At 75.0% G+C, this 19,808-nt stretch carries 18 protein-coding genes; 14 read left to right on the top strand and 4 right to left on the bottom strand.

The annotated features are described in order from the left end of the window. Positions 1 to 208 precede the first annotated feature (208 nt). The 9 genes from ACFZA0_RS01490 to ACFZA0_RS01450 are packed head-to-tail and all read left to right on the top strand — an operon-like array spanning position 209 to position 11,096. Positions 209 to 1,417 (top strand): DUF3344 domain-containing protein, encoded by a 1,209-nt coding sequence (locus tag ACFZA0_RS01490; RefSeq protein WP_391009440.1) that lies wholly within the window; start codon positions 209 to 211, stop codon positions 1,415 to 1,417. A gap of 49 nt (positions 1,418 to 1,466) precedes the next feature. Beyond that, on the top strand, positions 1,467 to 2,648 hold the full coding sequence (locus ACFZA0_RS01485) for a glycosyltransferase (RefSeq protein ID WP_391009437.1): 1,182 nt from the start codon (positions 1,467 to 1,469) through the stop codon (positions 2,646 to 2,648). Continuing rightward, complete coding sequence (locus ACFZA0_RS01480) at positions 2,645 to 4,099, top strand: exopolysaccharide biosynthesis polyprenyl glycosylphosphotransferase (protein ID WP_391009434.1); 1,455 nt, start codon at positions 2,645 to 2,647, stop codon at positions 4,097 to 4,099. The genes ACFZA0_RS01485 and ACFZA0_RS01480 overlap by 4 nt, the downstream gene beginning before the upstream one ends. A gap of 4 nt (positions 4,100 to 4,103) precedes the next feature. Continuing rightward, positions 4,104 to 5,501, top strand: a complete 1,398-nt coding sequence (locus ACFZA0_RS01475; protein ID WP_391009431.1) for an O-antigen ligase family protein — start codon at positions 4,104 to 4,106, stop codon at positions 5,499 to 5,501. Further along, positions 5,498 to 7,348: a lipid II flippase MurJ gene (murJ, locus tag ACFZA0_RS01470; protein WP_391009428.1), complete on the top strand. Its 1,851-nt coding sequence runs from the start codon at positions 5,498 to 5,500 to the stop codon at positions 7,346 to 7,348. Before ACFZA0_RS01475 ends, murJ begins: the two co-directional genes overlap by 4 nt. After that, on the top strand, positions 7,332 to 8,096 hold the full coding sequence (locus ACFZA0_RS01465) for a polysaccharide deacetylase family protein (protein ID WP_391009425.1): 765 nt from the start codon (positions 7,332 to 7,334) through the stop codon (positions 8,094 to 8,096). The genes murJ and ACFZA0_RS01465 overlap by 17 nt, the downstream gene beginning before the upstream one ends. A 50-nt stretch (positions 8,097 to 8,146) precedes the next feature. After that, complete coding sequence (locus tag ACFZA0_RS01460) at positions 8,147 to 9,301, top strand: glycosyltransferase (RefSeq protein ID WP_391011766.1); 1,155 nt, start codon at positions 8,147 to 8,149, stop codon at positions 9,299 to 9,301. Next, positions 9,298 to 9,954, top strand: a complete 657-nt coding sequence (locus ACFZA0_RS01455) for a lipopolysaccharide biosynthesis protein (protein WP_391009422.1) — start codon at positions 9,298 to 9,300, stop codon at positions 9,952 to 9,954. Before ACFZA0_RS01460 ends, ACFZA0_RS01455 begins: the two co-directional genes overlap by 4 nt. Beyond that, positions 9,951 to 11,096, top strand: coding sequence for a GNAT family N-acetyltransferase (locus ACFZA0_RS01450; protein WP_391009419.1), 1,146 nt, complete (start codon positions 9,951 to 9,953; stop codon positions 11,094 to 11,096). The genes ACFZA0_RS01455 and ACFZA0_RS01450 overlap by 4 nt, the downstream gene beginning before the upstream one ends. Before the next feature lie 55 nt (positions 11,097 to 11,151). On the opposite strand, the gene ACFZA0_RS01445 is transcribed toward ACFZA0_RS01450, so the two are convergent. Then, complete coding sequence (locus ACFZA0_RS01445) at positions 11,152 to 12,552, bottom strand: glycosyl hydrolase (protein WP_391009416.1); 1,401 nt, start codon at positions 12,550 to 12,552, stop codon at positions 11,152 to 11,154. A gap of 171 nt (positions 12,553 to 12,723) precedes the next feature. Between ACFZA0_RS01445 and ACFZA0_RS01440 the strand changes: the two genes are divergently transcribed. Together ACFZA0_RS01440 and ACFZA0_RS01435 are read left to right on the top strand one after the other, a co-directional pair. Beyond that, the gene (locus ACFZA0_RS01440) at positions 12,724 to 14,004 is read left to right on the top strand and encodes an ATP-grasp domain-containing protein (protein WP_391009413.1); all 1,281 of its coding nucleotides are present in this window, start codon (positions 12,724 to 12,726) and stop codon (positions 14,002 to 14,004) included. Then, on the top strand, positions 14,004 to 15,275 hold the full coding sequence (locus tag ACFZA0_RS01435; RefSeq protein ID WP_391009410.1) for an NAD(P)-binding domain-containing protein: 1,272 nt from the start codon (positions 14,004 to 14,006) through the stop codon (positions 15,273 to 15,275). The genes ACFZA0_RS01440 and ACFZA0_RS01435 overlap by 1 nt, the downstream gene beginning before the upstream one ends. Before the next feature lie 99 nt (positions 15,276 to 15,374). Here ACFZA0_RS01435 and ACFZA0_RS01430 read toward each other — a convergent pair whose 3' ends face one another. The 3 genes from ACFZA0_RS01430 to ACFZA0_RS01420 all read right to left on the bottom strand — a co-directional run bounded on the left by ACFZA0_RS01430 (position 15,375) and on the right by ACFZA0_RS01420 (position 17,396). Beyond that, positions 15,375 to 16,343: a chaplin family protein gene (locus ACFZA0_RS01430; protein ID WP_391009407.1), complete on the bottom strand. Its 969-nt coding sequence runs from the start codon at positions 16,341 to 16,343 to the stop codon at positions 15,375 to 15,377. Positions 16,344 to 16,438: 95 nt separating this feature from the next. Next, the gene (gene chpD, locus ACFZA0_RS01425; protein ID WP_391011763.1) at positions 16,439 to 16,666 is read right to left on the bottom strand and encodes a chaplin ChpD; all 228 of its coding nucleotides are present in this window, start codon (positions 16,664 to 16,666) and stop codon (positions 16,439 to 16,441) included. A gap of 319 nt (positions 16,667 to 16,985) precedes the next feature. Further along, positions 16,986 to 17,396, bottom strand: a complete 411-nt coding sequence (locus ACFZA0_RS01420; RefSeq protein ID WP_391009404.1) for a rodlin — start codon at positions 17,394 to 17,396, stop codon at positions 16,986 to 16,988. Between the two features lie 274 nt (positions 17,397 to 17,670). Here ACFZA0_RS01420 and ACFZA0_RS01415 point away from each other — a divergent pair, with 274 nt between their 5' ends. The 3 genes from ACFZA0_RS01415 to ACFZA0_RS01405 all read left to right on the top strand — a co-directional run bounded on the left by ACFZA0_RS01415 (position 17,671) and on the right by ACFZA0_RS01405 (position 19,794). Beyond that, on the top strand, positions 17,671 to 18,081 hold the full coding sequence (locus tag ACFZA0_RS01415; RefSeq protein WP_391009400.1) for a rodlin: 411 nt from the start codon (positions 17,671 to 17,673) through the stop codon (positions 18,079 to 18,081). Between the two features lie 130 nt (positions 18,082 to 18,211). Beyond that, a complete protein-coding gene (locus ACFZA0_RS01410; protein WP_391009397.1) occupies positions 18,212 to 19,237 on the top strand; it encodes an LCP family protein in 1,026 nt (341 codons plus the stop codon). Positions 19,238 to 19,386: 149 nt separating this feature from the next. Next, positions 19,387 to 19,794 carry a rodlin gene (locus ACFZA0_RS01405; RefSeq protein ID WP_391009393.1) on the top strand — a complete coding sequence of 136 codons (408 nt, stop codon included), beginning with the start codon at positions 19,387 to 19,389 and terminating at the stop codon, positions 19,792 to 19,794. The last annotated feature ends 14 nt before the right edge of the window (positions 19,795 to 19,808 follow it).

The raw sequence follows: 19,808 nt of genomic DNA, 5'->3' as shown, positions 1-19,808 counted from the left end.
TGCCGCCAATGGGGTGATCCCGCACGGAAGTTGCTTCACCAGTCCGACACACATGTCTGTTTTCTGTGGATTAGTACGGATAGCGACTAGTGTTGCGCACCGCGCTCCGCACGCTTATGACGCCGATACGCCGTACCACCGGCCGCCGACCGCCGCTTCGCGCGGGGCTGCCGTTCCACGAGCGATTCTCGAAAGGGCAATGACGGCCATGCGCACAAACCCGGGCCCCCCGCTGCGCCGCACGATCGTGGGCGCCCTCGCGCTCGGAGCGCTCTGCGTCCCGGCCGCCGCCGGTGCCGCCACCCCGCCGCCCGCGCCACCGGCCCAACTCGCCGCCCCCGCCCCGTCCGTCGGGGCCGCGCAGGCCGGACCCCAGCAGACCGGGCAGGGCGCGGCCGCCGCGCCGGGCGAGGCACGGGAGGTTCCCTTCGCGCAGCGCTACCACGCGCTCCAGCACGGCGGCATCGTCCGCGCCGCCAACTCCTCCATCAGCTGCCGGGCCACCTCGCCCGCCTGCGCGAACGCCCGCGCCGGCCGGTCCGTGGCCGGGGCGCGGGCCAAGGGGCCGAGGGCCGGCGTCAACGGCGACTTCGACATGTTCTACGTCGACACCGACACCGACCCGAACACCTACAACTCCTCCCGCGCGGAGGTCCGGACGCCCAAGGGCTCCCGGGTGTCGTACGCGCGGCTGTACTGGGGCGGCAACCTGCGCGTCGGCGAGCAGAAGCCGCCGAAGGACAACGGGCGCGTGCTGTTCGCGGAGCCCGGCGGTTCCTACAAGGCGGTGACGGCCGACACCGTGGTCGGGCACCGGGCGGCGTACGGCGCGGACGCCTACCAGGCCTCCGCCGACGTCACCCGGCTGGTGCGCGACAGCGGCCCGGGGCAGTACACGGTGGCGCAGGTCAACGTGGCGATGGGCCGTTCGGCCGCCGGGGCGTGGGGCGGCTGGACGCTGGTCGTCGCGTACGAGAACCCGGCGGAGCCGCTGCGGCACCTGGCGCTGTGGGACGGGTTCGGTCCGCTCGGCGCGGGGGCGGACCGCACGGTGCGGCTGCGCGGGATGCCCTTCCCGGCGAAGGCGTCCGGCCGCGCGGGTCTGGTGGCGTACGACGGCGACCGGGGCACCACGGGCGACTCGCTCACACTGTCGACCGGCCGTACGGCGACGACCGTGCTCGGCGACGGGGCCAACCCCGGTGCCGACGTACTGAATTCCACGATCAGCGAGCCCGGACGCGCCGTCTCGGGCCGTACGCCCGCGTACGCGAACACGCTCGGCTACGACTCCGACGTGTTCGAACTCGGCAAGGCGCTGCGCCGCGGTGGTGACCAGCTGGCCTTCCGGCTCGTTTCCCAGCGGGACGCGGCGTGGGCGGGTGCGCTCTTCGTCGCGGTCGACGCCCGGAAGTAGGGCGCGCTCCCGTCCGTCCCGAGCGCCCCGTGAGCGAGGAAGCCCCGCCATGCACCAGTCAGCAACCGACCCTCCGCCACGCGTCCTGCACCTCGCGCAGCCCGTGGACGGCGGCGTCGCCCGCGTCGTCGTGGACCTGGTGCGCGCCCAGCTCGCGTCCGGTCTCGACGTGACGGTGGCCTGCCCCGGCGGTGCCCTCGCCGACGACGCCGCCGCGCTGGGCGCCGGGGTGCGGCACTGGCGGGCCTCCCGGTCGCCGGGGCCCGGCCTGTGGTCCGAGGTACGGGGTCTGGCCCGGCTGCTCGACGAGGTGCGGCCCGACCTCGTGCACGCGCACAGCGCCAAGGCCGGCCTCGCCGGGCGACTCGCGCTGCGGGGCCGCGTGCCGACCGTCTTCCAGCCGCACGCCTGGTCGTTCGAGGCGGTCGGGGGCGTCACCGCCGCGCTCGCGCTGCGCTGGGAGCGGTGGGGCGCGCGGTGGGCGTCGCGGCTGGTGTGCGTGAGCGAGGCGGAGCGGCGCACCGGGGAGCGGTCCGGGATCGCCGGGCGGTGGAGCGTCGTCGCCAACGGCGTGGACGCCCGCCGCTTCCGCCCCGCCCGCGTCGGCGCCGTCCGCACCGCCCTGCCCGCACTCGCCGAACTGCCGCCCTCGGCACCGCTGGTGGTCTGCGTGGGGCGGCTGTGCCGGCAGAAGGGGCAGGACGTCCTGCTCGACGCCTGGTCGACGATTGTCACACAACTGCCGGGTGCGCGGCTCGTGTTGGTCGGTGACGGACCCGACCTCGACGAACTGCGCTCCCGTGCCCCGGAGTCGGTGCTGTTCACCGGCGCCGTCGAGGACACCGTGCCCTGGTACCAGGCGGCCGACCTGGTCGTCCTGCCGTCCCGCTGGGAGGGCATGGCGCTGGCCCCGCTGGAGGCGATGGCGTGCGGACGGCCCGTGGTCGTCACCGACGTCGACGGCGCCCGCGAGAGCCTGCCGCCGGGGCTGGCCGGGCGCTGCCTGGTACCGCCGGGCAGCCCGGCGGCGCTGGCGGAGGCGGTCACCGGCCTGCTGCGCGACCCACTGCTGCGCGAGTCCCTCGGCGAACGCGCACGCCGTTACGTCCTGTCCACGCACGACGTGCGGCACACCGCCGAGCAGTTCGCGGACGTGTACCGCGACCTGCTCGGCCACGGGGCCGCAGCGCTCGTCGAGCCCACCGAGTGCAGGGAGTCCATCCACTCGTGACTGCGGAAAGCACCGTCCCCTCCCCCGGCGGACAGCCACGGGAGCACGGACTCTCGGCCGTCTCGGTCATCGCCTCGCGCGGCACGTCCGGGCTCCGGTTCCCGGCCGCCTTCCGCTTCCCGGCCGGCCGAAGACCTCCACTGCGCCGCCCCTCCGCCGTGCCGCTGCTCGCCGCGGACTGCGCGGCCGCGCTGTGCGGCGCGCTGGTCCTGACCGGCGAGCGGATCCAACCGGCCTTCGCAGCAGCCCTGTTGATCGGCGTCGTGCTCCTCAACGCACAGGCGGCCCTGTACCGCTCGACCGGTGTGCCGGCCGTCCTCGGCGAAGTGCCCGCCGTGTGCGGGCGGATCGCGGTCGGCTGGGCGGTCCTCGCGGCGGCCGTGGCCGCGCGGGCCCCCGAACACGCGCTGCCCGCGGCCGTCCTGGCCGCCGGGCCCCTCGCGCAGGCCGCGGTGAGCTGCGCGGGCCGGGGCCTGGTCCACTGGCGCCGCCGCACCCGCCTGCTGCGCCGCCCGCACGCCGCGCTGGTGGTGGGCCCGGCGGCGACCGCCCAGCGGGTGGCCGCCGCCGTGCTGCGCCACCCGGCGTGCGGGGTGCGGCCGGTGGGTGTCGTCGCGGAGCGGCCCGAGGGCACCGGCGGGCTGCCGGTGCTGACGACCGGCGACGACGTGGAGCGCGCCCTGGTGCAGAACGGGGTGCGCGCGGTGCTCGCGGTGCACCCCTCGGTGCGCACCGAACAGGGGCCGTTGCTGCGGGCGTTGGCCGAGTCGGGCTGCGCGGTGTGGGAGGTCGACGCGGACTCCCCGTCGTACGAGTCGCGCGAACGTCTCGCCGGGTTCTCCTGCCGCCGCCTGGAGACGGGCGTACGGCGGCGGCCGCACCCGGGCAAGCGGGCGCTGGACGTCGCGGTGTCCGGGACGCTGCTGCTCGCGGTGAGCCCGCTGCTGCTGCTGTGCGCGGTCGTGCTCAGGGCGTGCGACGGACCGGGCGTGGTGTTCCGGCAGGAGCGGATCGGCCGGGGCGGACGGCCGTTCACCCTGCTGAAGTTCCGCACCCACAGCCCGGTCGACGCGCACGAGTCGGCGACCCGGTGGAGCGTGGCGAACGAGCAACAGATGCGCTGGTTCTGCCGGTTGCTGCGCCGCACCTCGCTGGACGAACTGCTCCAGCTCTGGAACGTCCTGCGCGGCGACATGAGCCTGGTCGGTCCGCGCCCCGAACGCCCGTACTTCGTCGGCCAGTTCAGCCAGACCTACCCCGGCTACGCGGCCCGGCACCGGATGCAGACCGGCATCACCGGCCTCGCCCAGGTGCACGGGCTGCGCGGTGACACCTCCATCGAGGACCGCTGCCGGTTCGACAACGCCTACATCGACAACTGGTCGCTGTGGCAGGACATCTGTCTGCTGCTGCGCACCGCGGTCGCCCTCGTGCGGCCGACGGGGAGCTGAGTTCATGAGCCTCGCACTCGCGCTGCCGCGCCGGGTGGCGTCCTTCACGCCGGTGCTGCCCGTGGTGGCGGTGATCGCCCTGCTCGGGCTGCCGCTGGCACCGGGCGACGACGGCGGTGCGGGGCCGGCCGACGCGGTCTCCGGCCTCGTGGTGCTGGCCTGCGCCGTACGGCTGCTGCGGGCCCGGCGCCGGCCGCTGACCCGGACGGCCGCCGTGGTGCTGGGGCTGCCGGTGGTCGGGCTCGCCGTCGCGGCGGTGGGCGCCTCCTCGCCGGAGGCCGGGCTGACCGGTCTGGGCCGCTACCTCCAGGTGTTCGTGCTGGTGCCCGCCGCGGTCCTGCTGCTGATCCGCGACCGGGCCGACTTCCGCACCCTGGCCTGGTCGTTCGTCGGTCTGGCCGGATGGCAGGGCGCGGTCGGCGTGCACCAGTACGTCACCGGTACGGGCGCCTCGTACCAGGGCGAGGACGTGCGCGCGGTCGGCACGTTCGGGCCGACCGACGTGATGGGCATGGCCACGGTGGTGGCGTTCGGGCTGGTGTGCGCGCTCGGGCTGGCGCTCGGGCGGGGTCCGGCGCGGCAGCGGGCGGTGGCCGCCGCGTGCGCGCTGGCGCTGCTGGTGCCGCTCGCGCTGTCGTTCAGCCGGGGCGCCTGGATCGCCACGGTCGTGACGTGCGGGCTCCAGCTCGTCCTGGCCGGTGTGCGGCGGGCGTTGAAGGTCGCGGCGGTCGCCGTCGCGGCCGGGGTGGTGCTGGTCGGCGGTTTCGGGGTCGGCTCGGCGATGCTCCAGGACCGCATCGACAGCATCACCCGCGTCACCGACGCCCCCGACCAGTCGGTGGTCGACCGCTACACGATGTGGGCGGCGGCGACTTCGATGTGGCGCGAGCAGCCGCTGACCGGGGTCGGCCTCAAGGGCTTCCCCGAACACCGCGACAGCCACGCCTCGCTGGCGCTGTCGTCCGGCAGCGACACGGAGGGCGCGGGCGCCTCGTTCCAGCGCCAGCCGCTGCTGTCGCCGCACAACATGTACCTGCTCGTGCTGAGCGAGCAGGGCCTGATCGGTCTGCTCGCCCTCGGCGGGAGCTGGCTCGCGCTGCTGGTGTGCGGACTGCACGGGCTGCTGCGGGCGCGCGGCCCGCGGAGCGACGCGGACGGTGCGGAGTCCGGCGGCACGCGCGCACCGGGTGTCCCGGAGTGCGGGCTCGTCGCGTGCGGGCTGCTGGTGTGGCAGCTCGTCGACTTCCTGTACGCCGACATCGGCGGCCCCTCCACCGTGCTGACCGCCGTCGTACTGGGCCTGGTGGCGTGGTGGTCGCTGGCCAGCCGGCACGCCGACGCCGTGCCCGGTGCGCCGGCCGCGCCGGTCCGCGAGCGCGCCGGGGAGGCCGTGTCCCGATGACGGTGACGCCCCGCCCCCTGCCCGACGCGCCCGGCACCGCCCCCGGGGCGCCCGGCGCCCCGGGAGCCCTCGCGACGGACGACGGCACTGCCGCCGCGCGCCAGCTCCCGCACGCCGAGGTCCACGTGCCGGGTCCGGGCGGTGGCCCGCCGGCGGAGCGGGGCACGGAGGCGGACGTGCTCACGGCTCCCGCTCCCCCGCCGGACGCGGCCCCCGGAACGGAGGTCCCGGGCGCGGAGCCCGACGCCGCCCCGGGCACCGGGGGCTCCGCCCCCGAGTCGCGCGGCTTCCTCGCCCGCGCCACCCTCCTCACCGCCGCCCTGTCCGTCGCCGGCGCCCTGCTGGGGCTGGTCCGGGACCAGGCGCTCGCGCGGCTGTTCGGGGCCGGGTCGGAGACGGACGCCTTCCTGGTCGCCTGGACGGTGCCGGAGTTCGCGTCCACCCTGCTGATCGAGGACGGGCTCGCCTTCGCCCTCGTACCGGCGTTCAGCGTGGCGCTGGCCCTGCGGGCGCGCGGGGGTGCGGGCGATCCCGTACGGGCGCTGGTGGCGGCCACGCTGCCGCGGCTCTCGCTGGCGTTCGTCGCGGTGTCGGCGCTGCTCGTGGCGACCGCCCCGTACCTCGTCGAGGCCCTCGCGCCCGGTCTGCCCGACCCGGCCCTCGCGGTGGACTGCACCCGGCTGACCGCGACCTGTGTGCTCAGCTTCGGTCTCGCCGGGTACTGCAGCGCCGCGCTGCGGGCGCACCGCAGCTTCCTGGCACCGGCGGCGATCTACGTGGCCTACAACGTGGGCATCGTCTCCGGGATGTTCCTGCTCGGCGGGCGCTGGGGCGTGCGCTCGGCGGCGGCCGGTGTCGCGATCGGCGGCTGCCTGATGGTGGCCGTCCAACTGCCCTCGCTGTGGCGGAGGTTGCGCACCACGAACGCGGGGGCGGCGGTCACTGCGGGCGGTGCGCGGACCGCGGCGGCACGTCCGATGGACATCGCGCTGCTGTCGACCGTGCTGCTCTTCGCGCTGTGCCGGCAGACCCAGGTCCTCATCGAGCGCTTCCTCGCCTCGCACCTCCCGGCCGGCGCCATCTCGCACCTGAACTACGCGCAGAAGGTCGCGCAGATGCCGATGATGCTCTCGATGATGCTGTGCACCGTCACCTTCCCGGTGGTGGCGCGGGCGCTCGCCGAGGGCGACACCGAACGGGCCCGCGACCGGGTCGAACAGGACCTGGCGGTCGCCGCGTGCACGGTCCTCCTCGGTACCGCGGCCGTCGTCGCGTGCGCCCCGCAGATCGTCGAACTCCTCTTCCAGCGCGGCGCGTTCACCGCCCGCGACACGGCCGCCACCGCGGACGTGATGCGGGTGTACGCGCTCGGACTGCTCGGCCAGACCCTGGTCGGTGTCCTGGTCCGCTCGTACTTCTCGGCGGGCCGTCCCTCCTGGTACCCGGTCGCCGCGATGGCGGCCGGGATCGTCGCCACCGCGTGGATCGGGGTGTGGGCCGTGGACGCCTGGGGCGTCTGCGGCATCGCCGCCGCCAACGCGGCCGGCATCACCCTGACCGCCGTACTGCTGCTGTACGGCACGGGCCCCCGCAGCGTTCCGATCCGCGTGCGCCGCGTCCTCACCGAGCTGAGCCGCCCGGTGCGGGCGGCGGTGGCCGCGGCCGTGGCCGGGGTCTTCGCGGGAAGGTGGCCGGCCTCCCCGGTCGCCGGTCTCGCGGCCGGTTCGCTCACCGTCACCGTCGTCTTCGTCCTGCTCTGCGGCGTCCTCGGCGCCCAGGGCTTCGCCCCCGCATTCCGTTCCGTACGTACCGTCACACGAAGGCTTGCGCATGTCCGCTTCCGTTGACACCGGTGCCAGAGGCACACGCGTCGCTCCGCGACCGGGCCCCGTCCCGTGGGTGGCGATGTACCACTCGGTCGGCGACTGTTCCGCCGACCCCTACCGCATCACCGTGACCCCCGACCGGCTCGCCCGGCAGCTGCGCTGGCTCACCCGGCGCGGGCTGCGCGGCGTGTCCGTCGGCGACCTGCTCGCGGCGCGCGCCCGCGGCCGGGGCGACGGCCTGGTCGGGCTCACCTTCGACGACGGGTACGCCGACTTCGTCGACAACGCGCTGCCCGTGCTGCGCCGCTGGCAGTGCGGCGCGACCCTGTTCGTCCTGCCGGGGCGGCTCGGCGGGGAGAACGCGTGGGACCCGCTGGGGCCGCGCAAGCCGCTGCTGACCGCCGACGGCATCCGGCACGCGGCGAGCGAGGGCGTGGAGATCGGCTCGCACGGTCTCACCCACGTCGACCTGACCCGCGCGGACGGCGACCTGCTGCGCGCCGAGGTGCACGAGAGCCGCGACCGCCTCGCCGAGCTGACGGGCACGGCCGTGCAGGGCTTCTGCTACCCGTACGGGTCGGTGGACCGTCGTGCGGTGGACGCCGTCCGGGACGCCGGCTACGACTACGGGTGCGCCATCGCGCCGGGCCGGCTGACCGGGCCGCACGCGCTGCCGCGGCTGCACATCGGGCAGAACGACACCTCCCCGCGGCTGCACCTGAAGCACAAGCTGCACCGGCTGCGCAGGCGCCCGGTGGAGGGCGTGTGATGCGGGCCGCGCGGCGCTCCCCGGCCCGCCGCCGGGACCCGGACGCCCGGCTGCGCGCCCTGCACGTCATCACCGGGCTCGGGGTGGGCGGCGCGGAGCAGCAACTGCGGCTGCTGGTGCGCCATCTGCCCGTCGACTGCGACGTGGTGACCCTGACCAACCCGGGCGCGGTCGCCGACGGGCTGGGCGCGGACGGGGTGCGCGTCGTGCACCTCGGCATGGCCGGCAACCGCGACCTGGGCGCGCTGCCGCGCCTGGTGCGGCTGATCCGCGCGGGCGGCTACGACCTCGTGCACACGCATCTGTACCGGGCCTGCGTCTACGGGCGGCTCGCGGCGCGGCTGGCCGGGGTGCGGGCGGTGGTGGCCACCGAACACTCGCTGGGCGACTCCCAGATGGAGGGGCGGCCCCTCGGCGCGGGCGTGCGCGGCCTCTACCTCGCCAGCGAGCGGCTCGGCTCGTCGACCGTCGCCGTCTCGTCCACGGTCGCGGAACGGCTGCGGCGGTGGGGCGTGCCCGCGCCGCGCATCGAGGTCGTGCCCAACGGCATCGACCTGGACCGCTTCCGCTTCGACCCGCTGACCCGGCTGCGCACCCGCGAGCGCCTCGGGCTGCCCGACGACGCGTACGTGATCGGCGGGGTCGGCCGGCTCGCGCCCGGCAAGCGCTTCGACGTCCTGGTGCGGGCGCTCGTGGACCTCCCGCGCGCGTGCCGGCTGCTCCTCGTGGGCGGCGGCGAGGAGGAGCGGGCCCTGCGGGCGGGCGCGGCCGAGGCGGGCGTGGGGGACCGGGTGCTGTTCACCGGAGAACGCCCCTACCTGCCCGACGGTTCCCCGGGGCCCGACCTGCCCGCCCTGCTCTCCGCGATGGACGTGTTCGCGTCGCCGTCGCACGAGGAGGCGTTCGGGCTCGCGGCCGTCGAGGCCCTGGCGTCCGGGCTGCCCGTGCTCTACGCCTCGTGCCCCGCGATCGAGGACCTGCCCGCCGGGTCCGCGCCCGGCGCGCGGCGCGTCACCGGCGGACCCGACGCCTTCGCCGACGCGCTCGCCGCGGCCCGCGCGCGGGGGCCGCTGCCCCGGCACGCGGCCGACGCCGCGCACCACTACAACATCGCGCGCAGTGCCGCCCAGCTCATGGACGTGTACGCCGCCGCCGTCTCCAGCCAGCAGTCCTCCACACCTCAGCAGGGAGCCCGTTCCTCATGACCGACATCCCCAACCGGCACCACCGCCAGGCCCCGGCCCTCCTGCGCGGCAGGAGACTCCCGGCCTGGTCGCTGCTCGCGGCGGGTGCCGTGGCGGGCGGCGTCCTCGGCGGCACGTACGGCGTGCTCAGGACGCCGACCTACACGGCGACGAGCTACGTCGTGGCCGTGCCGATCCAGAGCGCCGACCCGGCCGCCGCCCTCGGCTTCGCGCAGGCGTACGGGCGGGTCGCCACGCAGGTCGCGGTGCTCGGGGACGCGCAGGTGTGGGCGGGCGTGCCGGTGAAGACGCTCCAGAAGAGCGTGCAGGCCGAGACCTCGCCGGACGCGCCGATGGTGTCGGTGACGGCGACGTCGTCCCGCGCGGACGTCGCGGCCGACATGGCCAACGCGGTGACCCGGGCGCTGACCCGGCACGCCAACGACACGAAGGCCGACACCCACGTCGAACTGCTCCAGTTCTCCCGGGCGGTGAAGCCCGCCGCGCCGTCCTCGGCGTCCTGGGCGGTGACCGGTCTGGTGGGCGCGAGCGCGGGCGGCCTGCTGGGCGGTCTCGCGCTGCTGGTGCGCCCGCGCCGCGAGGCGGAGGCCACCGCCCGCCCGGCCTCGGTCCCCGGCCCGGCGCACGCCGCCGACGTGCACGGTCAACTGTGAAGCCGGTGTACACGACGCAACTGGTCACCGAGGAAGCCGACTTCGCGGCGCTCGCCCCCGAGTGGGGCCGCCTGTACGGGCGTTGCGCGTCGGCGACCCCGTTCCAGAGCCACGCCTGGCTGCACTCGTGGTGGCTGTCGTACGGCGTTCCGGGCCGGCTGCGGCTGGTCCTGGTGCGCGACGGCGCCGAACTCGTCGCCGCGGCGCCCCTGTTGCTCGTACGGGGACCGGTGCCGTCGCTGGTGCCGCTCGGCGGGGCGATCTCCGACTACGGGGACGTGCTGATCGACGACGAGCGGGCCGACGCCGCCGCGGACGCGCTCGCGCGGGGTCTGTCGGCCGTCGCGCGGACCGCGGTCATCGACTTCCGGGAGGTGCGGCCGGGCGGCGCGATCGAGCACGTGTGGGAGCGCTGGCGCGGTCCGCGCCGCCGGGTCCTGGACTCGCTGTGCCTGGAGCTGCCCGCCGTGCCGATGGACGAGCTGGTGTCCCGCCTGCCGTCGAACAAGGCGCAGCGGGTGCGGGCGAAACTGCGCAAGCTGACGGCGCTCGGTGTGCAGCGGCACGTGGTCGGGGCCGACGGCGTCGACGCGGCGCTGCGCCGGCTGCTCGAACTGCACGCGCTCCAGTGGCAGGGCCGCAAGGTGACCACCGAGCACCTGCGCACCCGCTTCTGCGAGCACCTGGTGCGCTCGGTGGGCCCGATGGTCCGCTCCGGGAACGCGGTGGTCACCGAGTTCCGGCTCGACGACGACGTGGTGGCCGTGGACCTGACCCTGGTGTCCCGGCGGCTGGCGGGCGGTTATCTGTACGGCGCGCACCCGCGGCTGCGGGAGCGCAAGGCGGACGTCGCGGTGATGCTGCTGGACGCCTGCGCCGAGCGGACCGGCGCGCACGGCGGCGGCACGCTGAGCCTGCTGCGCGGCAACGAGCCGTACAAGCACCACTGGCGCCCCGAGCAGGTCGTCAACGAGCGGCTGCTGCTCGCCCGTCGGCGTACCGCGCCGCTGATGTCGGCGGTCGTGTGCGACGTGGCGGCGCGCCGGCACGGCAAGGAGCTGCTGCGCCGCTGGGAGGAGCGCCGGGGCGAGCGTGCCGCGGCCGGCCGCGGCGGGGAACGTGCCGGTGGCGGCGGACCCTGACGCGGGCCCGCCGCCACCGGCGGGTTCGGCGGCCGGGGTCGCACCGGCCGGCGGTTCAGTTGTCGCGGGACCACCAGTCGAGGCGGACGCAGAGCTTGCCGCCCAGCCAGTACTCGACCCAGTCGCCGAGGTCCAGCCGCGAGCAGTTCGCCGGGGGCTTCGGCGCGACGGGCTCGGTGGGCGTGGGCGTCGGCTTCGGGGTGGGGGTGGGTGTCGGCGTCGGGGTGGGCGTCGGGTTCGGGTCGTCGGTGCGGCCGTAGAGCACGGACCGGTAGACCTTGGACGCCTGCGGGTTCTGCGCGCACTGCCACACGCCGTGCGGGCAGTAGTCGGTCAGCGTGTTGTACAGCGGGTGGTGGTCGTCCATCCACCGGAGCATGCGGCGCATGTAGTCGGCGTTGTCACCGTTGCGGAAGAGTCCCCATTCCGGATAGGAGATCTCCTTTCCGTGCGCCTTGGCGAAGTCGACGTGCTGCTGAAGCCCGTAGGGCTCCTTGATCTGCTCGTCGAACGACTCCCCGGAAGGCTGGTCGTACGAATCCATTCCGACGATGTCGACGACGTCGTCACCGGGATAGCACTCGGTCCACGGAACGGCGTCACGCCCGCGGGTCGGCGCGAAGTCGAACCGGAATTTCTGTCCCGGCACCGACCGCATGGTGGTGACGATCCGGTTCCAGTACGCCTTCCAGGCGGCGGGGTCGGGCCCGCAACGGCTGGTGTAGGTGGTGCCGTTCATCTCCCAGCCGAGCACGACGACGGTGTCCGGCACCTTCAGGTCGACGAGCCGCTGGGCGAGCGCCCTGTAGTGCTGGTCGAAGTCGCCGGCGGAGCCCCTGCGCAGCAGGGTGCGGACCTCGGCGTCGGAGACGTTGCCCTCGTTGTTCTCCTGCATCGGGACGTTGAGCACGAGCATCCGGTCGGCCTTCTCGCGCCGCCAGTCCGCCCACACGTCGAGGAAGCCGTTGGCACCCTCGATGTTGCTCCACCGGTCGCCCGGCAGATAGGTGTGCCCGACGCGCAGTTCGGCACCGCCCAGCCACTCGCTGAGCTGCGCGATCCGCGAGACGCCGCGTGCCCCGTAGTCGAGGTACGCGCCGAACGCGGAGGCCTTGCCGGCCGGTCGCGGGGAGGCGGACGGCGCCACGGAGGCGCCGACGGACGGTGCCGGGGAGGCGCCCGGGGGGACCGCCGCGGCGGCGGCCGGCGACGCCGCCGGGCGCTCGGGAACCGGCGGGATCTGCGGGACCGGCGTGTTGTCGGCGGGCGCGGGCCCGGTGGCCGGTTGGATCACTCCGGGGGCCGTTGCGGCCGGCGTCGGAGCGGGCGCGCCGGCGGCCCGCACCACCCCCGCCGAGAATCCGGGACCGGTTGTCAGCGCGGCCGACGCGGCGACCGTCGCCGCGATGACGGCCAGCCTTTTCGACCGGGTCCGCAGTCGCTGCTGTGGAGCCATGCCTGCTCCTTTCTCCACTCTTGTCTCGATGCCCCTGAAGGTCATCTTCTTTTGCTCTCAGGGTTACTGACACTCAGTCATACGAATAGGAATTACGCCACTTGTCGGTGTGGCTTTCGAGTGCTCCGACCGCCCGTACGGGTGACAGCCGATGCAATGGGAGAGAAATCCGTGTCGCTCCTGGACACTCGCGTTCCCGCCGTTCTGCTGCGTGTCGACCGCAATCCCTTTCACCACGGAACCCTGGGCGCCGTCCGCTCGTTGGGCCGGGCCGGTGTCGACGTCCACCTGGTCGCCGACACCGCCGGCGGACCGGTCGGCGCCTCGCGCTACGTGCGTCAACTGCATCCTCCGCCCCGGCCCGGCGCGTCGGCGGACGACATCGCCGGGGTGCTGCGGCGTGTCGCGCGGGAGATCGGCCGGCCAGCCGTCCTGGTCCCGATGGACGACGTCGGCGCGATCGCGTCCAGTGCCCTGCGCGACACGCTCGCGCCGCACTACCTGCTGCCCGACCCGCCGGGCGCGCTGCCCGAACGGGTGGCCGACAAGGCCGAACTCGCCGCCGTCTGCCGTGCCCTCGGCGTGCCGCACCCGGTGACGCTGGTGCCGGGAAGCGCGGCCGAGGCGGCGGCCGCCGTCCGGCGCCTGGGCCTGCCGCTGGTCGCGAAGTGGAGCCGCCCCTGGCAGCTCCCCACCGGCGTCGGGCTGCGCAGCACGGTGCTGGTGCGGGACGCGCGGCAGGCGCGGGAGCTGTACCTGCGCTCCGAGGAGGCGGGCAGCAGGCTGCTGTTGCAGGAGTTCCTCGCCCCCGGCCCGGACCGCGACTGGTTCTTCCACGCCTACGCCGACCGCTCCGGGGTGCTCAGGGCGTCCGGCGCGGGCCGCAAGCGCCGCGCCTGGCCGCCGGGCGCGGGCCTCACCGCCGTCGGCTCGTGGACGCCCAACCCCCGGGTGGAGGCGCTCGCCACGCGGCTGTGCGCGGAGCTGGGCTACCGCGGCGTCCTCGACCTCGACTTCCGCCGCTGCGGCGTCGACGGCCGCTACCACCTGCTCGACTTCAACCCCCGCCCCGGCGCCCAGTTCCGGCTGTTCACGGACACCGCCGGCGTGGACGTCGTGCGCGCCCTGCACCTGGACCTGACCCGGCGCGCCCCGTCCACGGGCGGGGCGCGGCCCGACCGGACGTTCGTGGTGGAGAACTACGCGCCGCTGACGGCCCTGCGTCCGGCGCGCGGGCGCGAACTGGCCTGGCACGCCCGGGACGATCCCGCCCCCGGGCGCGCGCTGCGCTCGCTGTGGTGCCGCCACGTGGCCCGCAGGCTGCTGGCGCGCGTCGGGCGGCGCGCCGAGCGGGAGCCCCGCCCGTACGTGGTGCGGCAGGCGGTGCCGGCCCAGGCCGGTCCGGCGGCTTCCGGTCCCCTCAACGACGACGAGAGAGCGAGCAGTTGCTGATGTACGACCTGTTGGTGGTGGGCGCGGGCCCGTACGGCCTGTCCATCGCGTCGCACGCCGCGGCGGCCGGACTGAGGATGCGTGTCCTGGGCCGGCCCATGGCGTCCTGGCGCGACCACATGCCCCGGGGCATGTTCCTGAAGTCGGAGCCGTGGGCCTCGGACCTCTCCGACCCCGGGGGCCGCAGGCGCCTGGGCGCCTACTGCGCCGGGCAGGGGGTGACGGCGCGGCACGGCGAGCCGATCCCGGTGGAGATGTTCGCGGACTACGGCCTGTGGTTCGCGCGGCACGCGGTGCCGGAGGTGGACGAGCGGATGGTGTCCCTGGTGGCGCCGGTGCCGGGCGGCTTCGAGGTGGTCCTCGCGGACGGCGAGACGCTGCACGCGCGCACCGTCGCGCTCGCGGTGGGCGTGATGCCCTTCACGGAGATCCCGGCGGCCCTGCACGGCCTCGACGCGTCCCTCGTCTCGCACAGCAGCGACCACGCCGACCTGGACCGTTTCCGCGGTACGGACGTGACGGTCGTCGGCGGCGGACAGGCGGCGCTGGAGACGGCCACGCTGCTCGCGGAACAGGGCACCCGCACCCGGGTGCTGGCCCGCGCCGACCGGCTGTACTGGAACGACGTGCCGCCGCCGTGGCAGCGCCCCTGGTGGCGTTCCGCCCGCAGCCCGCACAGCGGCCTGGGCTGCGGCTGGCGCAACTGGTTCTACGCGGAACGCCCCGGCGTCTTCCACCGGCTCCCCGAGGCGACCCGGACCCGCGTCGCCGACAGCGCGCTCGGCCCGGCGGGCGCGTGGTGGGTGCGCGACCGCTTCGAGCCCCGTGTCGAGGTGCTGCTCGGCCACGGGATCACGGCGGCGCGCCCGGTGCCGGGCGGCGGGGTGCGGCTGGAGGTGGCCGACCGCGCGGGCGCCGTGCGGTCGCTGGAGACGGGCCACGTGGTGGCGGCCACCGGGTTCCGGGCGACCCGGGAGCGGCTGGCGATGCTGGAGGCGGACCTGCGCGCCGGGCTCGCCGAGCTGGCCGACGGATCGCCTTACGTGGGGCGGGAGTTCGAGTCGTCGCACCCCGGTCTCTTCATGGCGGGGCTGGTGACGGCGTCGGGCTTCGGCCCGGCGATGCGGTTCGTGCACGGCGCGGGCTTCACCGCCTCGACGCTGGTGCGCGGGGTGCGGCGGCGGCTGCGCTCCGGCCCGCTCGGGGTGACGGTGCCGGCCCCGGCCGGCCGTGCGCGCGGCGGCGCCGCGAGGGCGGTCGCGGGCAACTGACCGGGCTCGGGAGCCCGGGTCCCGGCCGGCGACCTCCCCGCCGGCCGGGACCCGGGCTCCCGTCAACTCCGTTTTCAGGTGGCTGAGTTGGTCTGACTGCTAACGCTGCGACGCGACCCGGCCGCGGCGGTAGAGGACGGCGCCGCCCGCGATCAGCGCGGCAGCGGCCGCGGCGGCACCCGCCAGGTCCGAGCCGGCGCCGGTCTCCGCGAGCGCGGGCGCCGCCGCGTGGTGGCGGGCGACGGAGGAGCCCCGCGGGTGCGCGGGCGGGGTGCCGTGCGACGGAGGCGTGCCGGGCGGGGTCTCGCCGGGCGGCATGTTGCGGGTCGTCGGCGGGTGGTGGGGGTGGCCCGGCGGCGTCCTCGTGGGCGGGGTGTCGTCGCCGTAGCCGCCCGGGGTGTCGCCGTAGCCGCCGGGGCTGTCGTCGCCGTAACCGCCCTGCTCGCCGCAGGAGTTGCCGAAGGCGCCGTTGCCGATGCCGACGATGTCGACCGTGTTGCCGCACAGGTTGACCGGCGCGTGGACGGGGACCTCGACGCTGTTGCCCGAGCCGATGCCCGGGGAGTCCGATGCGGGACCGTGCGCGAAGGAGCCCTCGTGCCCGCCGCGGCCGTGCCCGGAGTTTCCGTAACCCGAGTCGCCGTAGCCCGAGTCCCCGTAGCCCGAGTCCCCGTAGCCGGAGTCCCCGTGACCCGAGCCGCCGCGACCGGATTCCCCGTAGCCGGTGCCGCCGGTGCCGCCGTGGGTGCCCCGAGCGCCGTGCGCGGCGGACGGGGTGTGCTGGGCGGGGACGTGGGCCTGGCCGTGGTGAAGACCCTGCGAACCGCTGCCGCCGCCGCAGGAGTTGCCGAAGGCGGGGTTGAGCGCGCCGACCGCGTCCACGGAGTTGCCGCAGGCGTTCACCGGGGCGTCGACGGGGGCCTGGATGCTGTTGCCCGACAGCAGACCGGGCGAGTCCGAGGCGCCGCCGCTCGCGTACGTGTCGGCCTGAGCGGTGCCGCCGCACAGGGACAGAATGCTCGTCGCGGCGGTCGCCGCGACCACTGACCGGCTCAGGGTCTGTCGCATTTCGTGGTCTTCCTGCTGGTAGAAGTGGGAAAAGCCGGCCCCGGAGCGGAAAGCGGTCCGGGGCCGGCCACAGCCGATGCGGCTGAGAGGTGACGTCAGCCGTTGGCGCAGACGTTGCCGAACGCCGGGTTGAGCAGGCCGACCACGTCGATCGAGTTGCCGCACACGTTGACGGGCACGTGGACGGGAACCTGGATGACGTTGCCCGACAGGACACCGGGGGAACCGACGGCGGCACCCTCGGCTCCGGCGTCGGCGAAGGCCGGGGCGGCCATGCCCAGGGCCATGATGACGCCCGCGACGACAGCAGCGCTCTTCTTCATGAAACTTCCCTTCTCTGCGGTCATGCCTCTTTGACGGCCGAAACCGGGCGAGCACGACATGAACGGCTCACCTCATGACCTGCAGGCTGTAAACGAGGGATAGACGAATCAAGAAACGACGGAACGTGCGTCGCCCGGGAATTCACTCGAACGCCCCCGCAGAACCCCGTCGCGGGGCAAGAACGCCCGCACAGAAAATACAGGGGGGCCAGAAAGTACAGAACAAACAGAAAGAACAGGACCGGACCGGGCCGCGCCGACGGCAAAGAGCTCGGGCAGCCCCGGAGTCCGGAGCTGCCCGAGCCGCCTTCGGGGAACGTCAGCCGTTGCGGACGCCGTTGCCCGCGAGGACGGAGATGTCGTCCACGAGGTGCGACAGCGGCTCGTCGCCCTTGGCCTGCGTCGAGTTCTCGGCGCACTGCTGGTTCTGCGGCGCCGACAGGATCGGGACGTCCTGGACCGCGATCGGCACGAGACCGACGAGCGAACCGACGTTGGCCTTGACCGGGATGCCGGCGCAGAGCTTGTTGACCGAGCCCTGGACGAGGGCACCCTGCGGGCTCAGGTTGCCCTTGGTGACCGCGTTGCCGAACGCCTCGTGGGCGCCGTTGCCACTGGCCGAGGTGGTGCCGGTGTCGTCACCGATGGCAAGCGCCTGGGGGGCTGCCGCCGCCGACACGCCGACGACAGATGCGGCGACCGCCGCAACGGCCATTGCCTTCTTCAGCATTTCGATATTCCTTTCCTGGTCCCGTACGACGAGGTCGCCGGCCGGGACGCGCGTTCCTGCCTCCGCATCAACCTGATCGGCGGGATTTGGTTGCGGCGTGTCACCCGATCGGAGCGTGTCGGCGACCGGAATTCCCCGGAAACAACGGGGAGGCCCGCGCGGGGCGCGTTTTCCGTGATGTGGGCCATCGGAGTGAAGTGGCACAACCAAACGGGGCCGGGGGAGTTGACCAGCGTGGCTCCGGTGGACGGGGTTTCCTCAGAAGGGACATCAAGTGATCAAGAAGGTTCTGGCCACCGCCGCGGTCGCCGCTTCCGTCGTCGGCGCTTCCGCCGCTGTCGCGTCGCCGGCCCTGGCGATCGGCAACGACGGCGGCACCACGTCCGCCAGCGGCAACGGTGCCATGCAGTCGTTCGGCAACTCCGCCACGTACGGCAACATGAGCCCGCAGATGGCGCTCATCCAGGGCTCGCTCAACAAGCCCTGCATCGGCCTGCCGGCCAAGGCGAACCTCGGCTCCCTGGTCGGCCTCGTGCCGATCGCCGTCCAGGACATCCCGGTCCTGTCGGCCCCGCAGAACCAGCAGTGTGTCGAGAACTCGACGCAGGCCAAGGGCGACGAGCCGCTGTCGCACATCCTGGACGACATCTCGGCCCTGTCGGGCAACGGCGCCGGCAACCGCTGAACCTCGCGGCGGCCACCACCGTACGAACGACGGGCTTCGCCGCCTCGCGGCTGAGCCCGGGGGCTTGATTTTCCAGTCCCGCCAGCGGGCCGCCGGTCACCCGGCGGCCCGCTCGCCTAGCGTGCGCCGGGTGACGCAGAAGAGAATCCTTTCTTCCCTGTCCCCCTCCCCCGGCACGGCCTTCCCCGTTCTTCCCGCGCGCGGCCGGTCGGCCCGGCCGCTCCTCGGTGCCGCGCTCACGGCCGTCGCCGCGCTGCTCGTCGGCGGCGCCGCCCTGCCGGGCCCCCCGTCGCCGCCGCACGGGACGAACATCCTGGTGATGGGCACCGACGGCCGCCCCACCGCCGGGGGCGCCTGCGACTGCGCCGACGCGCTGATGCTGGTCCACGTCTCCGCCGCCGAGGACCGCGTCAGCGTGGTCGGTCTGCCGCGCGAGTCCGCCGCCCGCCTCCCCGCGCACCGCGACGTGCGCACCGGCCGGGAGCGTCCCGCGCGCACCGCGCGACTCGGCACCGCGTACGCGGAGGGCGGGTCCGCGCTGACCGTCCGCACCGTCGAGGCGACGACCGGACTGCGCGTGGACCGGTACCTCCAGGTCGACTTCCGGCGGTTCACCGCCGCCGTCGACCGGGTGGGCGGCGTCGAGACGTGCGGCGCGCGTCCGCCGGAGGGCGCGTCGCCCGCCCGCCGGCTGCTCGCGGGCGGGCCCGCCCTGCGGTACCTCCGCTCGCGGCACGCCGACGGCGGCGCCGGCCGGGTCCGGCGCCTGCAGCGGTTCCTGGTCGACGCGTTGCGGCGGCTCCAGGCCCGGCGGCTGCTCACCGACCCGGTGGGCGCGGCCCGGCTGGCGCGCACGGTGCTGGGCGGTGCCGAGCAGGGCTACGACACGGCGGGGCTGGTGCGGCTGGCCGGCGTGCTGGACCGGGTCCCGGCGACGGCCACGGAGTTCGCGGAGGTGCCGGTCACCCGGTTCGCCCCGGCCCGGCGCGGCAGCGGCGCCGCCGTGGCGTGGGACGGGGAGCGGGCGGCGCGGATGTTCTCGACCCTGGACGCGGACCACTCGCTGACCGGCGCGGCCGGGGCCCCGGCCGCCGGGGACCCGCCGCGCTTCGGCAACCACCCTGCGGTGCGCGGCGGTTCGCTGGCCTGCCCCTGACGTGCGGGGCTCGTGGGGCGTGGGGGGCGTTCTTCCCTTCATCGGAATGCGCTGGTCCGATCGGGGCAAACTGCGCAACCCCCGGGCGGGCGACGGCGTTGACGATCACGCAGCTCCTCACCGGAGTCCGCTCTTCGAAGGGAATGAACATGAAGAAGCTGTGGGCAACCGCGGCCATTGCCGCCTCGGTCGCCGGTGTCGCCGGCGCGGCAGCCCCCCAGGCGATGGCGATCGGCAACGACGGCGGCACCACGTCCGCCAGCGGCAACGGCGCCTCGCAGGAGTTCGGCAACTCGGCCACGTTCGGGGACATGAGCCCGCAGCTCTCCCTGGTCCAGGGTTCGCTGAACAAGCCCTGCATCGGCCTGCCCGCGAAGGTCAACGCCGGTTCGCTCGTCGGCCTGGTGCCGATCGCCGTCCAGGACATCCCCGTCCTGTCGGCGCCGCAGAACCAGCAGTGCGTCGAGAACTCGACGCAGGCCAAGGGCGACGAGCCGCTGTCGCACATCCTGGACGACATCTCGGCGCTGTCCGGCAACGGCCAGGGCAACCGCTGAGCTTCGGCTCCGCG

The organism is Streptomyces sp. NPDC008150, assembly GCF_042956945.1.
In the GTDB taxonomy this organism is placed as follows: Bacteria; Actinomycetota; Actinomycetes; order Streptomycetales; family Streptomycetaceae; genus Streptomyces.
This window is presented reverse-complemented; position numbering and strand designations above follow the sequence as displayed.